This window comes from Antrihabitans spumae (genome assembly GCF_043944905.1).
GTDB lineage: Bacteria > Actinomycetota > Actinomycetes > Mycobacteriales > Mycobacteriaceae > Antrihabitans > Antrihabitans spumae.
The window spans coordinates 126,995-143,275 of the sequence record NZ_JBIMSN010000025.1; the positions used below are offsets into that span (position 1 = coordinate 126,995).

Below are 16,281 nucleotides of genomic sequence, written 5' to 3' on the forward strand. Positions count from 1 at the left end.
TCACTTCCCTCCGTCGGTACCGCCCGAGCCGGGCAGTGGGATCTGCGCCGGATCAGATCCCTCTCCGACTGGCATCGGAAGCGCGTCCGGACCTGGCGCCGTCTGATCCATCGGCGGCGGAGCAGACGGGTCGAACCCCCCAGGAATCGTCGAACAACTCGCACCCGCCTCGGGGGACGTGTTGGAATTCTGTCGTAACGCTGCAATGAACTGGGTGATCCGCTTGTCTTGGGCGTCATACACCTGCAGCTGACGTCCCCACGCCTGCAACGAGATCGGTGCGCTCGAACCCGGAAAAGGCGACAGCATCGTGTAAGGCTGGCCATCAACCTTGTCGGTCAAGGTTTCGATGTCGCTCCCGATTCTTTCAGGATCGTAGGTGATCCAGACCGCCCCGTGCTCGAGTGAGTGCACCGCGTTCTCCACGCGAATCGGTGACGAATAGACCGTGCCAGTGCACGTAGCCCAGTATTGGTCGTGGGGACCACCATAGGGAGGCGACGTGTCGTAGCCGACGCGCTGAGGGGCCATGACGTGCTGCCCGGCTGCGTAATCCATCTTGACGATGCCATCGATGTTCGCGGATGGGTCGGCGTTCTCACCGCTGGGCGTGAACCGTTCAGCCTCGCTGCGATCGACCACCTTCGGCACAAAGTGATAGACCAAGGAGCCGACGAACGCCAAAACAACGACAGCCGCTGCAACCCCGAACCACGGAAGTCGTCGACCCTGAATCCGGCGGACATCCGCACGCCGTTCTTGCCGACGACTTCGCTTTCGCCGCGCTTGGCGAGACATTGCCCTCCTAAATCAACACGGCAGACGGTTGCCGCGCCACTACTATGCAATATAGTAGCTATCTTCTTGTCGGAAAGTATGCAGACGCGGACTTGCGTCCCACCGATGACGTAGAAGCGCTTGGTTGATGCGCATTGGTGTGGGCGGCAAACTGAGATCGCGCGCGGATTTGTGGACGCAGCGCATCGTCATCCGTGCCGTGGACGGCGGTCATCTCCGTGCGATACACGGAGCGGACGCGGTCGGGCATCGAGATCATGACGAACTCTCCTTCTCGGATTCTCGCGTCGACTCCAACAGGAGCGCCGCGATGAGCAGCACGACACCGCAGGTGAGGTAGGTGTCGGCCAGGTTGAACGTCGGCCACCACCCGGTGTGGAAGTAGTCGGTGACCTTGCCATCGACGGCGCGGTCGATCACATTGGCTGCGGCGCCGGCGAAGATCGCGGCGAGCCCCACCACGGCAGCCAGTGAGTTGATGGGGGCGCTGCGCCACGCATACGCCCCGATTCCCGCGGTGATGCCGGCCGTGATGGACAGGACCACCCAGGTGGGCAGCTGGTTGCCGAGGCTGAACGCCACGCCGGTGTTGTAGGCCAGCTTGAGCTGCAGCGGACCCAGGTCGATGGTGCGACCAGCGGAAAGCGCCTGGCGCGCAATGGGTTCGACGATCAGTGCGACGGCGGCGAGCGCGACGCTCACGGCGACGAACAGGCGCCGGGATCGGCGCGCCCGCGCCGATCCACCCGCCCCCGCCCCGGTCACCTCTGCGCCCCGACCGAGGCGGCTACCCGCTCGGGCTCCTGCGGCGCGGCCGGCGGGAGCGCCTGGGCGCGTCCGGCGCGGACACCGTTGGCGATGACGACGATCTCGGCGACCTCATGCACCAACACAACCGCGGCGAGCCCGAGGATCCCGAACAGAGCCAGCGGCATCAGGACGGTGATGATCGCCAGCGAGAGTCCGACGTTCTGCAGCATGATCGCGCGGGAGCGGCGGGCGTGTGTGAGTGCTTGCGGCAGGTGGCGCAGGTCTTCGCCCATAAGGGCGACGTCGGCGGTTTCAATGGCGACGTCGGTGCCCATCGCGCCCATCGCGATGCCGAGGTCGGCGGTGGCCAGGGCGGGGGCGTCGTTGACGCCGTCGCCGACCATAGCCATCGACCGCTTTCGGCCGAGTTGTTCGATGATGCGGGCCTTGTCCTCCGGCCGCAGGTCTGCGTGAACCTCCTCGATTCCGACATCGGCGGCCACCGCTCGGGCGGTGCGCTCGTTGTCACCGGTGAGCATCGCGACGTAGTAGCCGTCGCGACGCAGCCCGGCAACGACCTCCGCGGCTTCGGGTCGCAGTTCGTCGCGGACCGCGACCGCACCGAGCAGTTCGCCGTCGCGTTCGATGAGCACGGCGGTCGCCCCGGCGTGCTGCATCCGCTCCACGTCGGCGGCGAGGGATCCGGGCTCTATCCAGCCCGGTCGTCCGAGCCGGACCGTCGCGCCGTAGAGGCGCCCGGTCAGACCCGCGCTGGTGACGGCCTCGACGTTCTCGGCCGGGATGACATCGCCACCGGCCGCGGCGAGGATCGCCTTCGCGAGTGGATGTTCGCTGCGCACTTCAAGCGCCGCGGCCACCGCGAGGACCTCGGCGCGGGAGGTTCCGTTCGCGGTGGCGATCTTGATGACAGTGGGCCGGTTGCGGGTCAGGGTGCCCGTCTTGTCCAAGGCGATCCCGCGGACGCGGCCGAGGGACTCGAGGGCGGCGCCACCCTTGACCAGGACGCCGAGCTTGCTGGCAGCACCGACGGCAGCGAACACCGTGACCGGGACCGCGATCGCCAAAGCACACGGCGACGCGGCAACGAGGACCACGAGGGCGCGTTCGATCCACACCCGCGGGTCGCCGAACAGACTTCCCGCCGCGGCGATGACCGCGGCCACCACCAGGATCGCCGGGACCAGCGGCTTGGCGATCTTGTCGGCCAGGCGCTGCGCCTCACCCTTGCGGGACTGTTCGGCCTCGACGATACGCACGATCTTGGCCAGAGAATTGTCCTGGGCGTCCGCGGTGACCTCGACCTCGAGGACGCCATTGCCGTTGATCGAGCCGGCAAACACCCCGTCACCCGGGCCGGCCTCGACCGGTACCGATTCGCCGGTGATCGCCGAAACGTCCAGGGCGGTCCTGCCCGTCCGGATGGTGCCGTCGGTGGCGATCCGCTCGCCCGGCTTGACGATCATGATCTCGCAGAGGCGCAGCTCGCCCGCATCGACGACCTCCTCCCGCTCGCCGCGGAGAACGGTGGCGGTGGCCGGGACCAGGGACAGCAGCGCGCGCAGACCGCGGCGGGTGCGTGTGACCGAATACTCCTCGAGGCCCTCGCTGATCGCGAAGAGGAACGCCAGCATGGCGGCTTCCTCGAACTCACCGAGGATCACGGCGCCGACCGCGGCGATCGTCATCAGGGTGCCGACCCCGATCTTGCCCCGCACCAACCGCTTCAACGTGGACGGGACGAAGGTGTAGCCGGCAATGAGCAGCGCGAGGACGTGCAGCGCCAGCTCGACCGGGTGGGGACCACCGGTCCAGCCGACGATCAGACCGGCCAGCAGCAGCGCGCCGGCCACGGCCGCGGCCCGGATCTCGGTGACCTGCCACAGCTTTTCCGGCTCGTGTTCATCTTCGTTCTCCGGGAGGGGTTCGTCGTGGCCGCAGCCACACGCGTCGCTCATGCCGTCACACCCGCGACGGCGTCGGTGCCGTAGTTCGGGCACAGCGCCACCGCGTTCCCGGTGGCGGCGAGGAGGGTTTCCGCCGACGCCAGCAGGTCCAGCAGCTCGGGGCGGGTGAGCGAATAAAACACCTGCCGCCCCTGCGGGCGCCCCTGCACCAGACCGCAGTCCCGCAGGCACGCCATGTGCGCCGACACCGTCGACTGCGCCAACCCGAGCTCGCCGACCAGGTCCGCCACCCGCACCTCCCCGTCTAAGAGGCGGCGCACGATCGCCAGCCGGGTGCCGTCGGAGAGGCTGTGGAACAATGCCACCGCCGCATCCAGTGTCGAGCCGGTGCCGGAGACCAGGCACCCCTCACTATTAATCGTCATATGGCGATGATAACATGTTTTGTAGTTAAATCGTTGGGTGGCGATTATATCGCCGCCATCAGGTTCCGCGGTTGAGGTGCACATTCATCAACGCACCCGAACGCCGCCGGTGGTGGGCGTTGCCGCCGCTGACGCTGGCGGTGCTTACCCTCGGGTTCGGCATCACGATCCTGAACGTGGCGCTGCCCACCATCGCGGCGGATCTCGGTGCCACCACCGCGGATCTGCAATGGATGGTCAATGCGTACGTGCTGGTGTTCGCGGGCCTGATGCTCTCGTGCGGGGCGCTCGGCGACCGCTACGGTCACCGGCGGTCCGATGCTGGTCGGCCTGGCCCTGTCGCGGCCGGATCACTGTTGCCGGGGCATTTCGCCGCTCCGAACTGGTCGGGCTACAGATCGTGGACGTGACCCGGCACCGCCACAACGGGCTACACGTGCGAGTGCGCCCGTCCAAGACCGACCGGGACGGGAACGGCTTCACCTGCGCGTTGCCCCGCACCACCAGACATGCCAACTGCTCGCCGTGCGCCTATTCGCGGTGGCTGCAAGTGGTGGCCGCATTCGACCGCGGTGGCAGGCCCGGCGTGATTCGGCTGCTCCGCACCGCCGCGGAGTTCGAGGCGCACGTTTGTATGGGAACGCGCAGGCTCCTGACGTGCGGGTCCCGTGTTCCGCTCGGTCCGGCGAAACTGCAACCTCTCGACGACCGCCCTGTCGGGGGCCGCGGTGCACAAGATGATCCGCCGCCGCGCAGCCGCGGCCGGCTACGACGAGTCGCTGGTCGCCGCTCTCGGCGGCCACTCGCTCCGGGCCGGGTTCGTTACCCAGGCGTTCCGCAACGGCGCCGACGCCCTCGCGATATGCGGCAGACCGGCACGCCGGCCCGGCGATGCTCGAGGTGTATGCCCGCGAGTACGCCCCCTGATCGGAAACGCCGTCACCCAGATCGGGCTGTAGTGGTGAATGCCGCGAACGCTGACCGCAGTCGATTCGACCCTTTCCGCTCGCGGCGCGGGCCGCCACTACCCGCGTATCCGCAAATTGAGGGTTGCGTTCCGTATAGGGCTCTTATGCGCACGATCTGCTGCGCTGGTCGAACGTCCTGCACATCATCGGCGTCGATTGGGAATGCGCGACCCGCGACGACGTCGAGGCAATGGTGGGATTGCTCCGCTCGGCAACAAACCGACAGCATCACAGAACGAATGCGTCTGAGTCGCAACCGGGTTCGGTCAATCTGAAGACGGGGAAGCCGTCCTTGCCGCCGGATACGCACCATTGACGATTAACCATGCCTTGACCGTGACGTGCGGGTTCTAAGAGTGTCATCGCGTGTTCGGACGGGCCGGTCATGAATCCGGTGCCGGCATCGCCGGACCGGCGACGTCTCGGGCAGCGCAACCCTTCGATCCGCAACCTCGACTACGCCGGGCATCGCTGCGGCAGAAGAAGCCGCAACGTGCTCCGCGATCGATTCCGGACACACGTTGTGGTCGGAGCTGGCGATCGCACCACGACCGGCACCGCACACCTAGGCCGGGATGTGCAGCGTACGGCGCTAAACGACGAAGCAGGCTTGTATTTCAGCATGGCCGAACGATATTGTTTGGTTACCCGTAATCATTGATCGTCGAAGGTGGCTGTGTGACCCTGGTGGATTCGATTCGCCCCACGTTGCGCCGGGCTCGAAACGGGTCCTTGCTGTTGGGGCCGGCGTTCGTCGCAGCGATCGCCTACGTGGATCCCGGCAATGTGGCATCCAATGTCAGCGCAGGTGCGCAGTTCGGCTATTTATTGGTGTGGGTTATCGTCTGCGCGAACGTGATGGCCGGTTTGGTGCAATTTCTCTCCGCCAAACTCGGTGTTGTGACCGGCCTGTCACTTCCCGAGACGGTGCGTGAGCGGTCGGGTCGCGGAGTCCGGTTGGCCTACTGGGGACAAGCCGAGCTGGTCGCGATGGCGACCGACCTCGCCGAGGTCGTAGGCGGCGCGATCGCCCTCTATCTGCTCTTCGACCTGCCCCTGCTGATCGGCGGCGTGATCACAGGAATCGTGTCCATTGGACTCCTGCTCGTGCAGGACCGTCGTGGACAACGCCCGTTCGAACGCGTCATCACCGGATTGTTAGCGATCATTGCCATCGGATTCGTGACCGGGGTCGTTGTCGCGCCACCCTCGGCGGCTTCGACCCTCGGCGGGCTGATACCTCGGTTCGACGGCGCAGAAAGCGTGCTGCTTGCCGCGGCAATGCTCGGCGCAACAGTCATGCCACACGCCGTTTACCTGCATTCCGGGCTCGCCCGCGACCGACACGGGCATCCTGCAGCCGGACCCCTCCGCGCGAGACTGTTACGCGCCACCCGTCTCGACGTCGTGCTAGCGATGCTGGTCGCCGGCACTGTGAATATGTCCATGCTGCTGCTGGCCGCCAACACCTTGCGCGGCCGTGAGGGAGTCGACTCCATCGAAGGGGCCCACGCTGCGATCGGTGACACGCTTGGGCCAGCGGTCGCGCTGCTGTTCGCGCTCGGGCTGCTCGCATCCGGCCTTGCCTCCACCTCGGTCGGCGCCTACGCCGGGGCGATGATCATGGCCGGCCTCCTGCGCCGCACAATTCCGTTGCTGCTACGCCGGCTGATCACACTGATCCCCGCCATCACCATTCTGGCAATCGGCGTCGACCCGAGCCGGGCACTGATCGTGTCGCAAGTCGTACTGTCTTTCGGCATCCCGTTCGCGTTGATCCCGCTGGTGCGATTCACCAGCGACCGCACCCTCATGGGCAACGACGTCAATCACCGCGTCACCACCGGACTCGCGTGGCTAGTCGCCGGAGTCATCATCGTGCTGAACGCAGCATTGATCTACCTCATCGCGGCCGGCTGACGCCGCGCCGGGCCAAACTGCAGAAACCTGCGTTGGCTTGACTGGTGCAGAGAAGGTCAGCGCTGGCGATTGGCTGTGTCACTTAACGTTTCAAGTTCCAACCGGAAATGAAAAGGGCTACCTCGACATGCAAATCTGGTGTGGGCCGGACGCCGTCACGCCAACGGAAGTCACACCGCGATGACCGACGACGATCACAACGGTTGTCAGCGATTCGTGGTGATGATGACGCTGGTCGCCCTCGCAGTTATCTTCCTGCTTATCGCACTGACCCGGCGCCCGGATGCCGTCACACCCATCGAACGACTGTGAATCGTATCCGGTGATCAACCTGCTACAGGCCGTAGTCGTATCCGCGTGAGTGCTCAGGTTTCCACGTCTGCTCCGCGGCCTCCGCAGGGTGTTGCCCGGCAGCGTTGCCTCGCTGACTGGTCGCGCGGGCGATGAGGTCGCGGATTCTGCGTCCTTCGTGATCGGCATTCGGGGTCGGGCGCGTCGAGTCCGGATGTTGTCGTCAGCGCTTGCCCGGGCGGGCGATGCCGTCGTCGAAGGTCATCGAGTAGAAACGCTCACCCGGTCGCTGACCGACATACCACTGCCGGGTTGCTCGGCCATAGGGCCAACTACTACGCGCTTGAATTCCCGGCCCAGTCCTATCCCCGCAGCTATGTCGCGTCCGCGCAGGCGTTGACGCAGATCGCCGAGGAAGTACCCACAGATGAACTGTTCGACCGTATGTGCGTGCTTGGGCGCGAACGCCGTACCGCTCGCGCACGCTTCGAAGGGGCAACAACGGCTCTGTCGAAGATGAAGGAACCGGAGAAGGCGCCGCAGTAGCGGAACGTAACGCCGACGATGCGACAAATCCGAACCCGGCACCTCCACGTCAGGTATAGCGATTACCAGCATGACCGCGGATTCGGCCCGATCACCGCCGCGACCGTAGACGGCACTGCCAACGCACGGATCGGATCGAATCGACGCGGTATCCACTCCCATTCCTGCAGGTCGCGGAAGAAGGTACGAGTGGCATTGATGACGCCGGCTGTGCTGCGCGGTTTGAGGGGCTCCCCCAGCCGGCGCGACAGGCCGTCCGTGTACTGCACGTAGTCGCCGACACTCAAGCGATTCACCGCGGCCACCCACGCGGCGCAGGTTTGTCGGGTCCACTGATCCGGTCCGGTGATCTCGGGGTGTTCGGCGAGCAGCCACCGCCCCGCTTTGCTTATCGAGCCACGAAAATTCGCACGAACCTTCGGCGACAGTGTCGATGTCCCATACCAGCGTTCGGTCCAATTCGCCCATCCGGCTGCTCGGTCGTGGTGAGCAGGTGTTCTACATTCCGGGCCGGGCCGTCCACCACGCCGCGGGTGGCTACCGGGGCGACGGAAAACGGACGCGAAGGATGCCGCGATCATCGCCGACCAAGCTCGCATGGCTGCGAAAGAACAAGGCGTACAACGCATCAGGTCTCGCACAGCTGGCGATCGACGCGGCGCGGTCCCAGCATGTACGTTTCCCCGGCCAGGACGCCGCGGCAGCGACGGTCGCGAAGTGGGCACACCACATCAGATACCTCGACCGGGAGATGGCCGAGGTGGACCGCGACATCGAGACGCGGTTCCGGCGCCACCGCAAGGCTGCGGTCATCGATCGAATCGATGCCCGGTTTCGGCCCGCTGCTCGGAGCCGAACTGCTCGCCGCGACAGGCGGCGACGTCTCGGTGTTCGGCACCGCGGACCGGTTCGCCGCCGTGGCCGGCCTCGCGCCGGTCCCACGCGACTCGGGCCGGGTCAGCGGAAATCTGCATAGGCCACGCCGATACGACCGACGTTTGCTGCGGACGGCGTACCTTTCGGCGCAATTGACCATCCGATCGTGCGCGGAGTCTCGGGTCTACTACGACCGCAAACGAGCAGAGGGCAAGCGTCACACCCAAGCGGTCCTGGCGCTGGCCCGACTCAGATCCAACGTGCTGTGGGCCATGCTGCGCCACGACACCCCGTATCGACACGCACCGAAGCCTGCGCAGCCCCCTCCCGCTCGTGCCGCGGCTTGACCCCCACTGTTTGGCGCGTTGAGCTTAGGTGCAGCAGGACAGGTCGAAAACCACACGCAGCGCGTCGAGCGACCCTGCCCGCGCGGAGAGGCTACTAGCTGTTCTTGTCGGGGTTGGTCGGGATAGGTGGCGGGTTCGCGGTTCGTTGTTCGATCCATCGTGTTACCTCGTGCGCCCCTGACCGTTCGCCGGCTGCGAGGGGTGTCAGTCCGTCGTATCCGATCCAGTCAATGTCGGCACCGTGACGGAGAAGGAGTTCGGCGGTGGCGATCTGGCCTCCGTGACATGCGCCCCAGAAGCTGCTGGTGATGTCCTCCTCGGTCGGACCGCCGGTATCGAGTTGACGTTCGACCTCGGATTCGAGGCCGAGGGCAGCTGCCTCGAACAGATTGGTCGATGCTCCGCGTTCGACGAGTCGGTGGGCTGCGGCCCACTGTCCGAATGCGGTCGCATCCGACAGTGGCGTTCCTCCGGCGATGACCGCGCCGGCCGCGTCGATGTCGGCGCCTGCGTCGAGCAGTGCGTCGATGGCAGCAACGTCGTCGCTGCTCGCTGCCCAGTGCAACGGTGTCTCGTGATGAGACTCGCCGAAGCTGGGAGCGTTGGGATCTGCGCCGGCCGAGACGAGGGTTGTGATGGATTCGGCGACATTCGGGAGGTGGCCTGGCCAGTCGGTGGCCACATGCAGCAAGGTGCGCCCCTCGTGTCGAGGCAAACGAACAGTGGCGAGTTCGGGTGTCGCAGTCAGCAACCGGCGGAGCGTTCCGACGTCGCCCACTCGGATCGCGGCGACGGCGGACTCGTGTGTCGGGTTGTCGATCAGTGCGTCGAGGATCCATCGGTCTGCGGGGACACCGCTGGGGCTGCCGTTCGATGACGGGTACAGCCGGCACTGCAACCCGTATCGATCCGATCCGTCGGAAGAGGCCGACGGTGACGGTGACGGTGTCTCGGTGTCCGGCGCGACGTCGCGTCCGTTGACCCGCACGGAGGGTGAGCCGAGAAACCGGGTGGCGCGGGCCTGCTCGACGGTCTGGATCTCGTTGAGTGTCAGGGTGGAGGTGATGTGGTTCTGCTCGAGCAGGTCATACAGATGCGGCAGCAACTGTTCGTGGTGTGGGCAGCCATGGACATAGAGCACTTCGATGGTCGGTGGCCCGTCCAGTATGCAGATCTCCGCGATCAGGCCGTCGCGCAACGTCATTCGGACCGTCATCTCGGGCGGGTAGTCATCGGGATCGGGTGCCGAAACCTGGACCCGGGCGGTGAAGACGTTTCCGCGGTGGGTGTCGGCGGGTTCCACACCGGTCAGTCGAAGGGTGATCCCGCTCGCGAGCAGCCCGGCGTAATGGTCACCCACTTGATCGCGATCGGTGCATTCGTTGCCCGTGCCACGTTGCTCTCCGCCCCACCTCACATCCTCTGTCAGTAGCGCGGTGAATGCGTCACGGGTGCGGGCAGCGAGTGCGGTTTCCAGGTCGTCGTACCAGGTGTGTCGCGATGACTCGGTCATGTTCGATGTCCTGACGCAGCGGGTGCCGCCCGCGTGATCCGGCGGCTCCCTCGTTCGGCCTTGTGTACACCACTGTTCCATTCCCAGATGACCCGCGCAGTGGTTGTGTCGATTCGACAAGCCCAACCCACGGTCGTTCACCGGTTGGTAAGTCCCAGCTCGTGTCTCCTTGAGACTTCGGGATGAACCGGTGGTGACGTTGCGGACAGCGCAGAGCACAGACCACCACACCGAGCCCGTCAAAGAGGGGCGTTCACCCCCACCCGATCGAACCCGACCCTCATACACGCAACGCCACCCCCGGCGTCGCCCGATCGGATCGGCCTACGGCCGAGCTTGACAAGACCTATTGAGATTCCCTTCTGGCATGTCGATTCTACGTACGTCCACACCTACACACAATTGCGGCTCCGCTGCGCTTCAGCACGATACGAACCGAAAACTTTTCACTCCCGCACTCGCTGCGCGCGCAGGAAAACTTTTACGGTCCGCTCGTGCTACCCGCATTTGTGTTTCGGCGCGTTCGTACCCATCGAAAAACGTGCCAGAACGGCAAAAAAACTGGCGGGTCGCACAGACCCAACTACCGGGGAGGTTCACATTATGCGTTACATCATCACCACAGAGGCCGCGCAGCTGCTCCGTACCGCGTTGAAGGCAACGTTTCCGGGGACGACGTTCTCGGTGCGCTGCGATCGCGGCACAGCCAGCGCGTGGATCCGAGTCGCCTGGACCGACGGACCACTCGAAACAGCTGTCACACCGGTCGGCTACCCATTCCAAGGGGGGCGCAGTTCAACCCCATGACCGACAGCTACGACGAGCTGCCGACCCAGCTGCTGTGCACCGCACCCGGCGAGCTGCCCGAAGAAGTGCACTACGTCGTCGACGGCATCCTCTACGACCGCACCCTCAGCACCGCCGCGCACAACCTCGTGGTCGAACTTATCGAAAAAGCCCTGCACATCACCGTTTCACGAACGGACAGCGCCGGAATCGACTGGAACACCGCACGCACACAGCCCGTCCACAACGCCCACGTCGACGGAAAGTTCTACTGCACCGACGGCGATCACTACGACCTGGCAGACCCTCATCCACCAGGTTGCCGCAGCCACCGACATCGCACCCGTCACCGGATCGCGGAAGTCATTAGCATCCACACCGCCCTGGCACTCATCGGTTCCGCCGGCGCACCACCCACCTTCGACGACCACGCCGACAGCAGTGTTGCCGATGCGGTGCGCTGGGTCCGCGACCACCTCACCCCAGCCGCAACAGGCACGTTCGGCGAGCACTGGGCCGGACAGATAACTCTCCTACGCTACGTCGGCGCACCGACAGACTTCGACACTGCCGTCGCGTACCACATTCCCGCCCTCGGCGAGCAGGGCAAAAAGAATTGCACGAATTGCGCAGAATCCAGCGCAATAAATAGCGAATAGAATTACAGTGAATTCGCTGTAACCATTGTTTCGAAGCGCTCGAATTGCTAGACTACATATAAGCGTAAAGCCATTATTTCGGAGGGGAATCGAAGCCATGACTATCACCGTTTACACCAAGCCTTCATGCGTGCAATGCACCGCGACATACCGCGCCCTCGACAAGGCCGGCCTGGACTACACGACAGTCGATATCTCGCAGGACGAGGCAGCGCGCGACTACGTGATGAGCCTGGGCTACCTGCATGCGCCGGTCGTCATCGTCGACGGCGGAACCCAGTTCGCGGGTTTTCGTCCCGATCGGATTTCCGCGCTCGCTGCTGCAGCTGCCTGATCGCAGCAACCGAGACCACCTGAATGCATCTGCCGGGGATCCGGCTACCCCCACCGAGTGATCCCCGAGCTCGGAGTCGGACCCGGCGGATGACCCCATCGAAAGACCGAAGACGGAAGGATCGGAACCGATGAGCGCAGCTCTAGCCCTCGTGCCCGAAGTGGTTGCCGGCGAGTTCGATGCTGCTCTCGACTCCGACGACGTGAACTACACACCCCAGCTCGACGTCGAAGCGCAAACGTTGTGCGCCCTGCTGTGGGCCAGCCCCGAGGTTGCCCGCAGCGTCGTCGACGTCCTTACTGCCGGCGATTTTTACAGGCCCGTCTACGGCGAACTTCTGTGGAATCTGGTTTGTCAACACCTCAGAGCGCCCCGCATAGACGTTGGTGCTGTCCGGCTGGCGGTGCTGGCCGAGCGAGGAGCGAAGAAATGGTGAATACAGCCGCCGCGCGCTCCACTGACATGTGCGAGCCGAGCAAAGATGCAGACGCGGACTTGCGTCCCACCGATGACGTGGAAGCGCTTGGTTTATGCGCATTGGTGTGGGCGGCACCTGAGATCGCGCGCGGAATTGTAGATATATTGGTGCCGAACGACTTTGAGCGGTCATGGTACGGATCCTTGTTCGGCATCATCGCGGGACTGGTGCGCGCTGAGCGACCGCACGGAGCCCGGATGGTGTCGTCAGCCCTTGCCCGGGCGGGCGACGCAGTCGTAGACGGTCATCGAGTAGAAATGCTCACCCGATCGCTGACCGACATAACCACTGCCGGATCACTCGGCTACGAGGCTAACTACTACGCGCTGGAAATTCTGGCCCAGTCCTATCGCCGCGGCTATGTCGCGTCCGCGCAGGCGTTGACGCAGATCGCCGAGGAAGTACCCACAGATGAACTGTTCGAGCGTATGTGCGTGCTTGGGCGCGAACGTCGTGCGGCTCGCGAACGCTTCGAAGGGGCAAAAACGGCTCTGTCGAAGATGAAGGAACCGGAGAAGGCGCCGTGATAGCTGCACGCAAAACCGATGATGCGACGAATCCAAACCCGGCACCACCACATCAGGTCTAGCGATTACCAGCATGACCGGGGCTCTCCGCCAATTGCACTGTCCGACTTGCGGGCGAGTGCCGACGACCCTGCTTGAAGCCAGACAACAGCGGGCCGACATCTCACTCGCATGGCTCGAGCCCAACAATGCGGGCGATCTGATTGTCACTCACCACTGTGTCGGATGCGCACCTCACGGCCCGATCACCGACATAGCGTGTGTTGTGTGCGGAGAGGGTTCACTGTTCCTTGGTGTAATCGCTGCACAGGCGCATGAATGGCCAGATTGCATCCGAGGGTGGCTGCACACCCACGGCTGGCAGGTCGAACGTGAACCGACCTGTCCGGCGCACCTGGATTCTCCGGCGCTCTGATAGAGATCTAGCGATGTGCGAGCCTCAATTAACATACTGGCGCGACGTGGGCGGGGTCATGGGGTCGTGCGGGTAGGCGTGGACGAGCGCACTGTCGAGTTTCGGAAGCGCATGGGTCAGGCTGTGTTCGGCGTCGTGCGCGATGCGGTGTGCGTCAGTGAGGTTCGTGGCGGGGTCGATGTCGAGTTCGGCGTCGGCGTGCAGGCGATGCCCGATCCAGCGCATCTTCACGCTGCGTACGCTTCTCACCCCTGGTTCTGCGGCCAAGGTTCTCTCGGCAGTGTCGACGAGTTCGGGGTCGACGCCGTCCATCAGCCGGCGGAACACGTCTCGGGCAGCGGTGCGCAGCACGGCAAGGATCGCGATAGTGATGAGCAGTCCGACGATCGGGTCCGCGATCGGGAAGCCGAGCGCGACACCGCCGGCGCCCAGGATTACGGCAAGGGAGGTGAATCCGTCTGTGCGAGCGTGCAGTCCGTCAGCGACAAGGGCAGCGGAACCGATCTGACGACCGACGCGGATGCGATAGACGGCGACGAGTTCGTTGCCGATGAATCCGACGAACCCGGCGGCGGCAACCCAGGCGAGGTGCTCGATCGGGACCGGGTTGATCAAGCGGCGGACGGACTCGATCGCGGCGATGATCGCCGACAACGTGATCATGGCGACGACGAACAAGCCGGCGAGGTCTTCGGCGCGGCCGAAACCGTAGGTATAGCGACGGGTAGCGGAGCGACGGCCGAGCACGAACGCAATCCAGAGCGGGATCGCGGTCAGCGCGTCGGAGACGTTGTGGACAGTATCGGCGAGCAATGCGACCGAGCCGGAGATCAGCACGATCACCAGTTGCGCGATCGAGGTCGCCCCGAGGACGACGAGGCTGATCTTGACCGCACGAATACCCGCTGCGCTGGATTCCAGCGCGCCGTCAATGCTGTCGGCAGCGTCGTGGCTGTGCGGAGCGAATACCTCCCGGACCGCGGCAGCGAACTTCCCGCGCCATCGGGCGTCTGTATGTTCGTGTCCGCGTCCGTGGCCGGTCGCAGTGTGGTCGTGGTGAGTCATGCTCCGGCTCCGCGCTTGCGTTCGGGTGCCGCCTGGATATCGTTGTCGGCGTGCAGTTCTCGCAGCTGATCTGTAGTGCGGTGATGGCCGGGAATGCCCGGCCCGGCGTGTTCGGCGTTGTGAACGGCATCGGTGACCAGCTGTGCCACGTGATCATTTTCCAGGCTGTAGAAGATGGTGGTGGCCTCACGGCGGGTGCGGACCAGTCTCGCCATTCGCAGCTTCGCCAGATGCTGCGACACCGACGGTGCAGGCTTTCCGATGTGTTCGGCGAGGTCGTTGACCGACATCTCCCCGCCGACGAGCGCCCACAACACCTGAACTCGTGTCGCGTCGGCGAGCATCCGGAACACCTCGACCACCAGGTTTACTTGGTCGTCGGGCAACGGCCGCCGGTCTGCCACCATATCTGCATTCATACGTAGATAATAAGGGATGGGGGTATGCAGCGGAACGTGGGCATTGCTCGAAGATGGTGTAGCTGCCATAGCCGCGGCCGAGGGTCGTTTCTCCCACGGCCGGCCCTCGGCGGCAGTTCCGCAGGTGACGGCCTCCCGGTCGACGAGAACCTCGAAAGTTCGACGGTGCGGGCGAAATAGCAGGCGTCGGTGTAGGCCCAATTCAGGGTGTGGGCGTGATTTTCGCGTAGCTCTGGGGTCGACTTCGGTGAGCGATGACCGAGCTTGTCAGGTGAACAACCACCGTCGGCTCGCCACAACGCAACCGGAGCTGGCAGGACTGACTCACGCACGCACCCTCACAGAGTCGACACTTGCGCAGCAGCTACACGAATCCGGCACGCAGTGGTCCGCGGTCGGGATCGCGCTGGCGTGCACCAGCGAAACCGCTCAACGATTGGCGAATCACTACGTAACCCTCGCCGACGGAAGGAGCTCGCAAAGATCAACTGCCCTTGTTTTGATGCGATAGCGTCCGGCGCGACGACGCTCTACAGAAGTGGGCTGAGTGGATCGCTGGTCAGGAAGTAGTCGATGCTACGAAGCTGCAGCGTCGCGTATACGCAGAACTGTGGTGCGGCGTAGCCCCGCAACCGGAGAGCGCTGGCCTCGCCGTCGAACTGGAATGTCACAGTCCATCGCGTCGGTTCCGGATAAAACGCGGTGACGCGCTCCCAATCGAAGCGAAGAATATGTCCGTCGCGCAGGGTGACGATCAGACCGTCCGTTGTTACCAGTACGTCGACGCTCTGCTGCACATTCCAGGCCGGCGGACATCCGTCCACGATTGCTACATACCGCGCGTAGTTTGTCGGCAGGTGCAGGTGCACATGTTCGTCACGGCGGAGCACGATCGGACCGGGGTCAAGCGACTCCATGGCCGGACCATCGCGGCGCAGGGTGCGGTATAGAGCGCGAGCGACTTGCCAGTAGTGCTCTGCAATGGGATCGCTTGCCGCCGCCGCTTGTCGACTCGCGTTGTTCACCTCCATAAATTTGGACGATAGCTGCTCGCACTGACAAGCGGCGGCGATCGCCGAAGGGCCGCGGGCCTGACAGGCGAGTCAACGAAGCTGACATGTCGGCAAGGCGCTAGCGACCGAGCTCCGGCCCACTCGTCACACTTACCTAACCTGCCGCTTTCACGGTAATTCCTTCGGAGTTGGTGTCGTACATGAAGAAAGGTGCTATGAGCTGGGA

General features: G+C 64.5%; 18 protein-coding genes and 2 pseudogenes. 11 read left to right on the forward strand and 9 right to left on the reverse strand.

Annotation, left to right across the window (positions count from 1 at the left end):
* The 4 genes from ACHIRB_RS06340 to ACHIRB_RS06355 form a co-directional block, all read right to left on the reverse strand.
* The gene (locus tag ACHIRB_RS06340; protein ID WP_395126590.1) at positions 1–684 is read right to left on the reverse strand and encodes a DUF3105 domain-containing protein; all 684 of its coding nucleotides are present in this window, start codon (positions 682–684) and stop codon (positions 1–3) included.
* 369 nt (positions 685–1,053) lie between these two features.
* The gene (gene lspA / locus ACHIRB_RS06345) at positions 1,054–1,563 is read right to left on the reverse strand and encodes a signal peptidase II (protein WP_395126591.1); all 510 of its coding nucleotides are present in this window, start codon (positions 1,561–1,563) and stop codon (positions 1,054–1,056) included.
* Positions 1,560–3,524 carry a heavy metal translocating P-type ATPase gene (locus ACHIRB_RS06350; protein ID WP_395115809.1) on the reverse strand — a complete coding sequence of 655 codons (1,965 nt, stop codon included), beginning with the start codon at positions 3,522–3,524 and terminating at the stop codon, positions 1,560–1,562. Before ACHIRB_RS06350 ends, lspA begins: the two co-directional genes overlap by 4 nt.
* Positions 3,521–3,898 (reverse strand): ArsR/SmtB family transcription factor, encoded by a 378-nt coding sequence (locus tag ACHIRB_RS06355; protein ID WP_395126670.1) that lies wholly within the window; start codon positions 3,896–3,898, stop codon positions 3,521–3,523. Before ACHIRB_RS06355 ends, ACHIRB_RS06350 begins: the two co-directional genes overlap by 4 nt.
* Before the next feature lie 140 nt (positions 3,899–4,038).
* Here ACHIRB_RS06355 and ACHIRB_RS06360 point away from each other — a divergent pair, with 140 nt between their 5' ends.
* From ACHIRB_RS06360 to ACHIRB_RS06380, 5 genes and pseudogenes are all read left to right on the forward strand, one after another.
* Complete coding sequence (locus ACHIRB_RS06360; protein ID WP_395126673.1) at positions 4,039–4,308, forward strand: MFS transporter; 270 nt, start codon at positions 4,039–4,041, stop codon at positions 4,306–4,308.
* Positions 4,257–4,857: pseudogene (locus tag ACHIRB_RS06365) on the forward strand (site-specific integrase); the annotation flags it as partial. The gene ACHIRB_RS06360 and the pseudogene ACHIRB_RS06365, both read left to right, overlap by 52 nt.
* Before the next feature lie 693 nt (positions 4,858–5,550).
* On the forward strand, positions 5,551–6,786 hold the full coding sequence (locus ACHIRB_RS06370) for an Nramp family divalent metal transporter (RefSeq protein ID WP_395126674.1): 1,236 nt from the start codon (positions 5,551–5,553) through the stop codon (positions 6,784–6,786).
* Between the two features lie 180 nt (positions 6,787–6,966).
* Positions 6,967–7,098: a hypothetical protein gene (locus tag ACHIRB_RS06375; protein ID WP_395115814.1), complete on the forward strand. Its 132-nt coding sequence runs from the start codon at positions 6,967–6,969 to the stop codon at positions 7,096–7,098.
* A gap of 291 nt (positions 7,099–7,389) precedes the next feature.
* Positions 7,390–7,623 carry a hypothetical protein gene (locus ACHIRB_RS06380; RefSeq protein WP_395126671.1) on the forward strand — a complete coding sequence of 78 codons (234 nt, stop codon included), beginning with the start codon at positions 7,390–7,392 and terminating at the stop codon, positions 7,621–7,623.
* A gap of 62 nt (positions 7,624–7,685) precedes the next feature.
* Here the strand turns inward: ACHIRB_RS06380 and ACHIRB_RS06385 are convergent, their stop codons facing one another.
* A complete protein-coding gene (locus tag ACHIRB_RS06385; protein ID WP_395126672.1) occupies positions 7,686–7,919 on the reverse strand; it encodes a hypothetical protein in 234 nt (77 codons plus the stop codon).
* Positions 7,920–8,095: 176 nt separating this feature from the next.
* Here ACHIRB_RS06385 and ACHIRB_RS06390 point away from each other — a divergent pair.
* Positions 8,096–8,846 (forward strand): annotated as a pseudogene (locus ACHIRB_RS06390) (transposase); the annotation flags it as partial.
* Positions 8,847–8,940: 94 nt separating this feature from the next.
* Here the strand turns inward: ACHIRB_RS06390 and ACHIRB_RS06395 are convergent.
* Positions 8,941–10,359 carry a DF family (seleno)protein gene (locus ACHIRB_RS06395; RefSeq protein WP_395127642.1) on the reverse strand — a complete coding sequence of 473 codons (1,419 nt, stop codon included), beginning with the start codon at positions 10,357–10,359 and terminating at the stop codon, positions 8,941–8,943.
* Between the two features lie 603 nt (positions 10,360–10,962).
* Between ACHIRB_RS06395 and ACHIRB_RS06400 the strand changes: the two genes are divergently transcribed.
* The 5 genes from ACHIRB_RS06400 to ACHIRB_RS06420 all read left to right on the forward strand — a co-directional run bounded on the left by ACHIRB_RS06400 (position 10,963) and on the right by ACHIRB_RS06420 (position 13,143).
* The gene (locus ACHIRB_RS06400; protein WP_395126648.1) at positions 10,963–11,166 is read left to right on the forward strand and encodes an LPD29 domain-containing protein; all 204 of its coding nucleotides are present in this window, start codon (positions 10,963–10,965) and stop codon (positions 11,164–11,166) included.
* The gene (locus tag ACHIRB_RS06405; protein ID WP_395126649.1) at positions 11,163–11,804 is read left to right on the forward strand and encodes a hypothetical protein; all 642 of its coding nucleotides are present in this window, start codon (positions 11,163–11,165) and stop codon (positions 11,802–11,804) included. Before ACHIRB_RS06400 ends, ACHIRB_RS06405 begins: the two co-directional genes overlap by 4 nt.
* 97 nt (positions 11,805–11,901) lie before the next feature.
* Positions 11,902–12,138, forward strand: coding sequence for a glutaredoxin-like protein NrdH (gene nrdH, locus ACHIRB_RS06410; protein WP_395126650.1), 237 nt, complete (start codon positions 11,902–11,904; stop codon positions 12,136–12,138).
* Positions 12,139–12,268: 130 nt separating this feature from the next.
* The gene (locus tag ACHIRB_RS06415) at positions 12,269–12,574 is read left to right on the forward strand and encodes a hypothetical protein (RefSeq protein ID WP_395126651.1); all 306 of its coding nucleotides are present in this window, start codon (positions 12,269–12,271) and stop codon (positions 12,572–12,574) included.
* On the forward strand, positions 12,568–13,143 hold the full coding sequence (locus ACHIRB_RS06420; RefSeq protein WP_395126652.1) for a DNA helicase: 576 nt from the start codon (positions 12,568–12,570) through the stop codon (positions 13,141–13,143). The genes ACHIRB_RS06415 and ACHIRB_RS06420 overlap by 7 nt, the downstream gene beginning before the upstream one ends.
* 439 nt (positions 13,144–13,582) lie before the next feature.
* Here the strand turns inward: ACHIRB_RS06420 and ACHIRB_RS06425 are convergent, their stop codons facing one another.
* The 3 genes from ACHIRB_RS06425 to ACHIRB_RS06435 all read right to left on the reverse strand — a co-directional run bounded on the left by ACHIRB_RS06425 (position 13,583) and on the right by ACHIRB_RS06435 (position 16,073).
* On the reverse strand, positions 13,583–14,623 hold the full coding sequence (locus ACHIRB_RS06425; RefSeq protein WP_395126653.1) for a cation diffusion facilitator family transporter: 1,041 nt from the start codon (positions 14,621–14,623) through the stop codon (positions 13,583–13,585).
* Positions 14,620–15,042: an ArsR/SmtB family transcription factor gene (locus tag ACHIRB_RS06430; protein ID WP_395126654.1), complete on the reverse strand. Its 423-nt coding sequence runs from the start codon at positions 15,040–15,042 to the stop codon at positions 14,620–14,622. The genes ACHIRB_RS06425 and ACHIRB_RS06430 overlap by 4 nt, the downstream gene beginning before the upstream one ends.
* 530 nt (positions 15,043–15,572) lie before the next feature.
* A complete protein-coding gene (locus tag ACHIRB_RS06435; RefSeq protein WP_395126655.1) occupies positions 15,573–16,073 on the reverse strand; it encodes a hypothetical protein in 501 nt (166 codons plus the stop codon).
* Between the last annotated feature and the right edge of the window lie 208 nt (positions 16,074–16,281).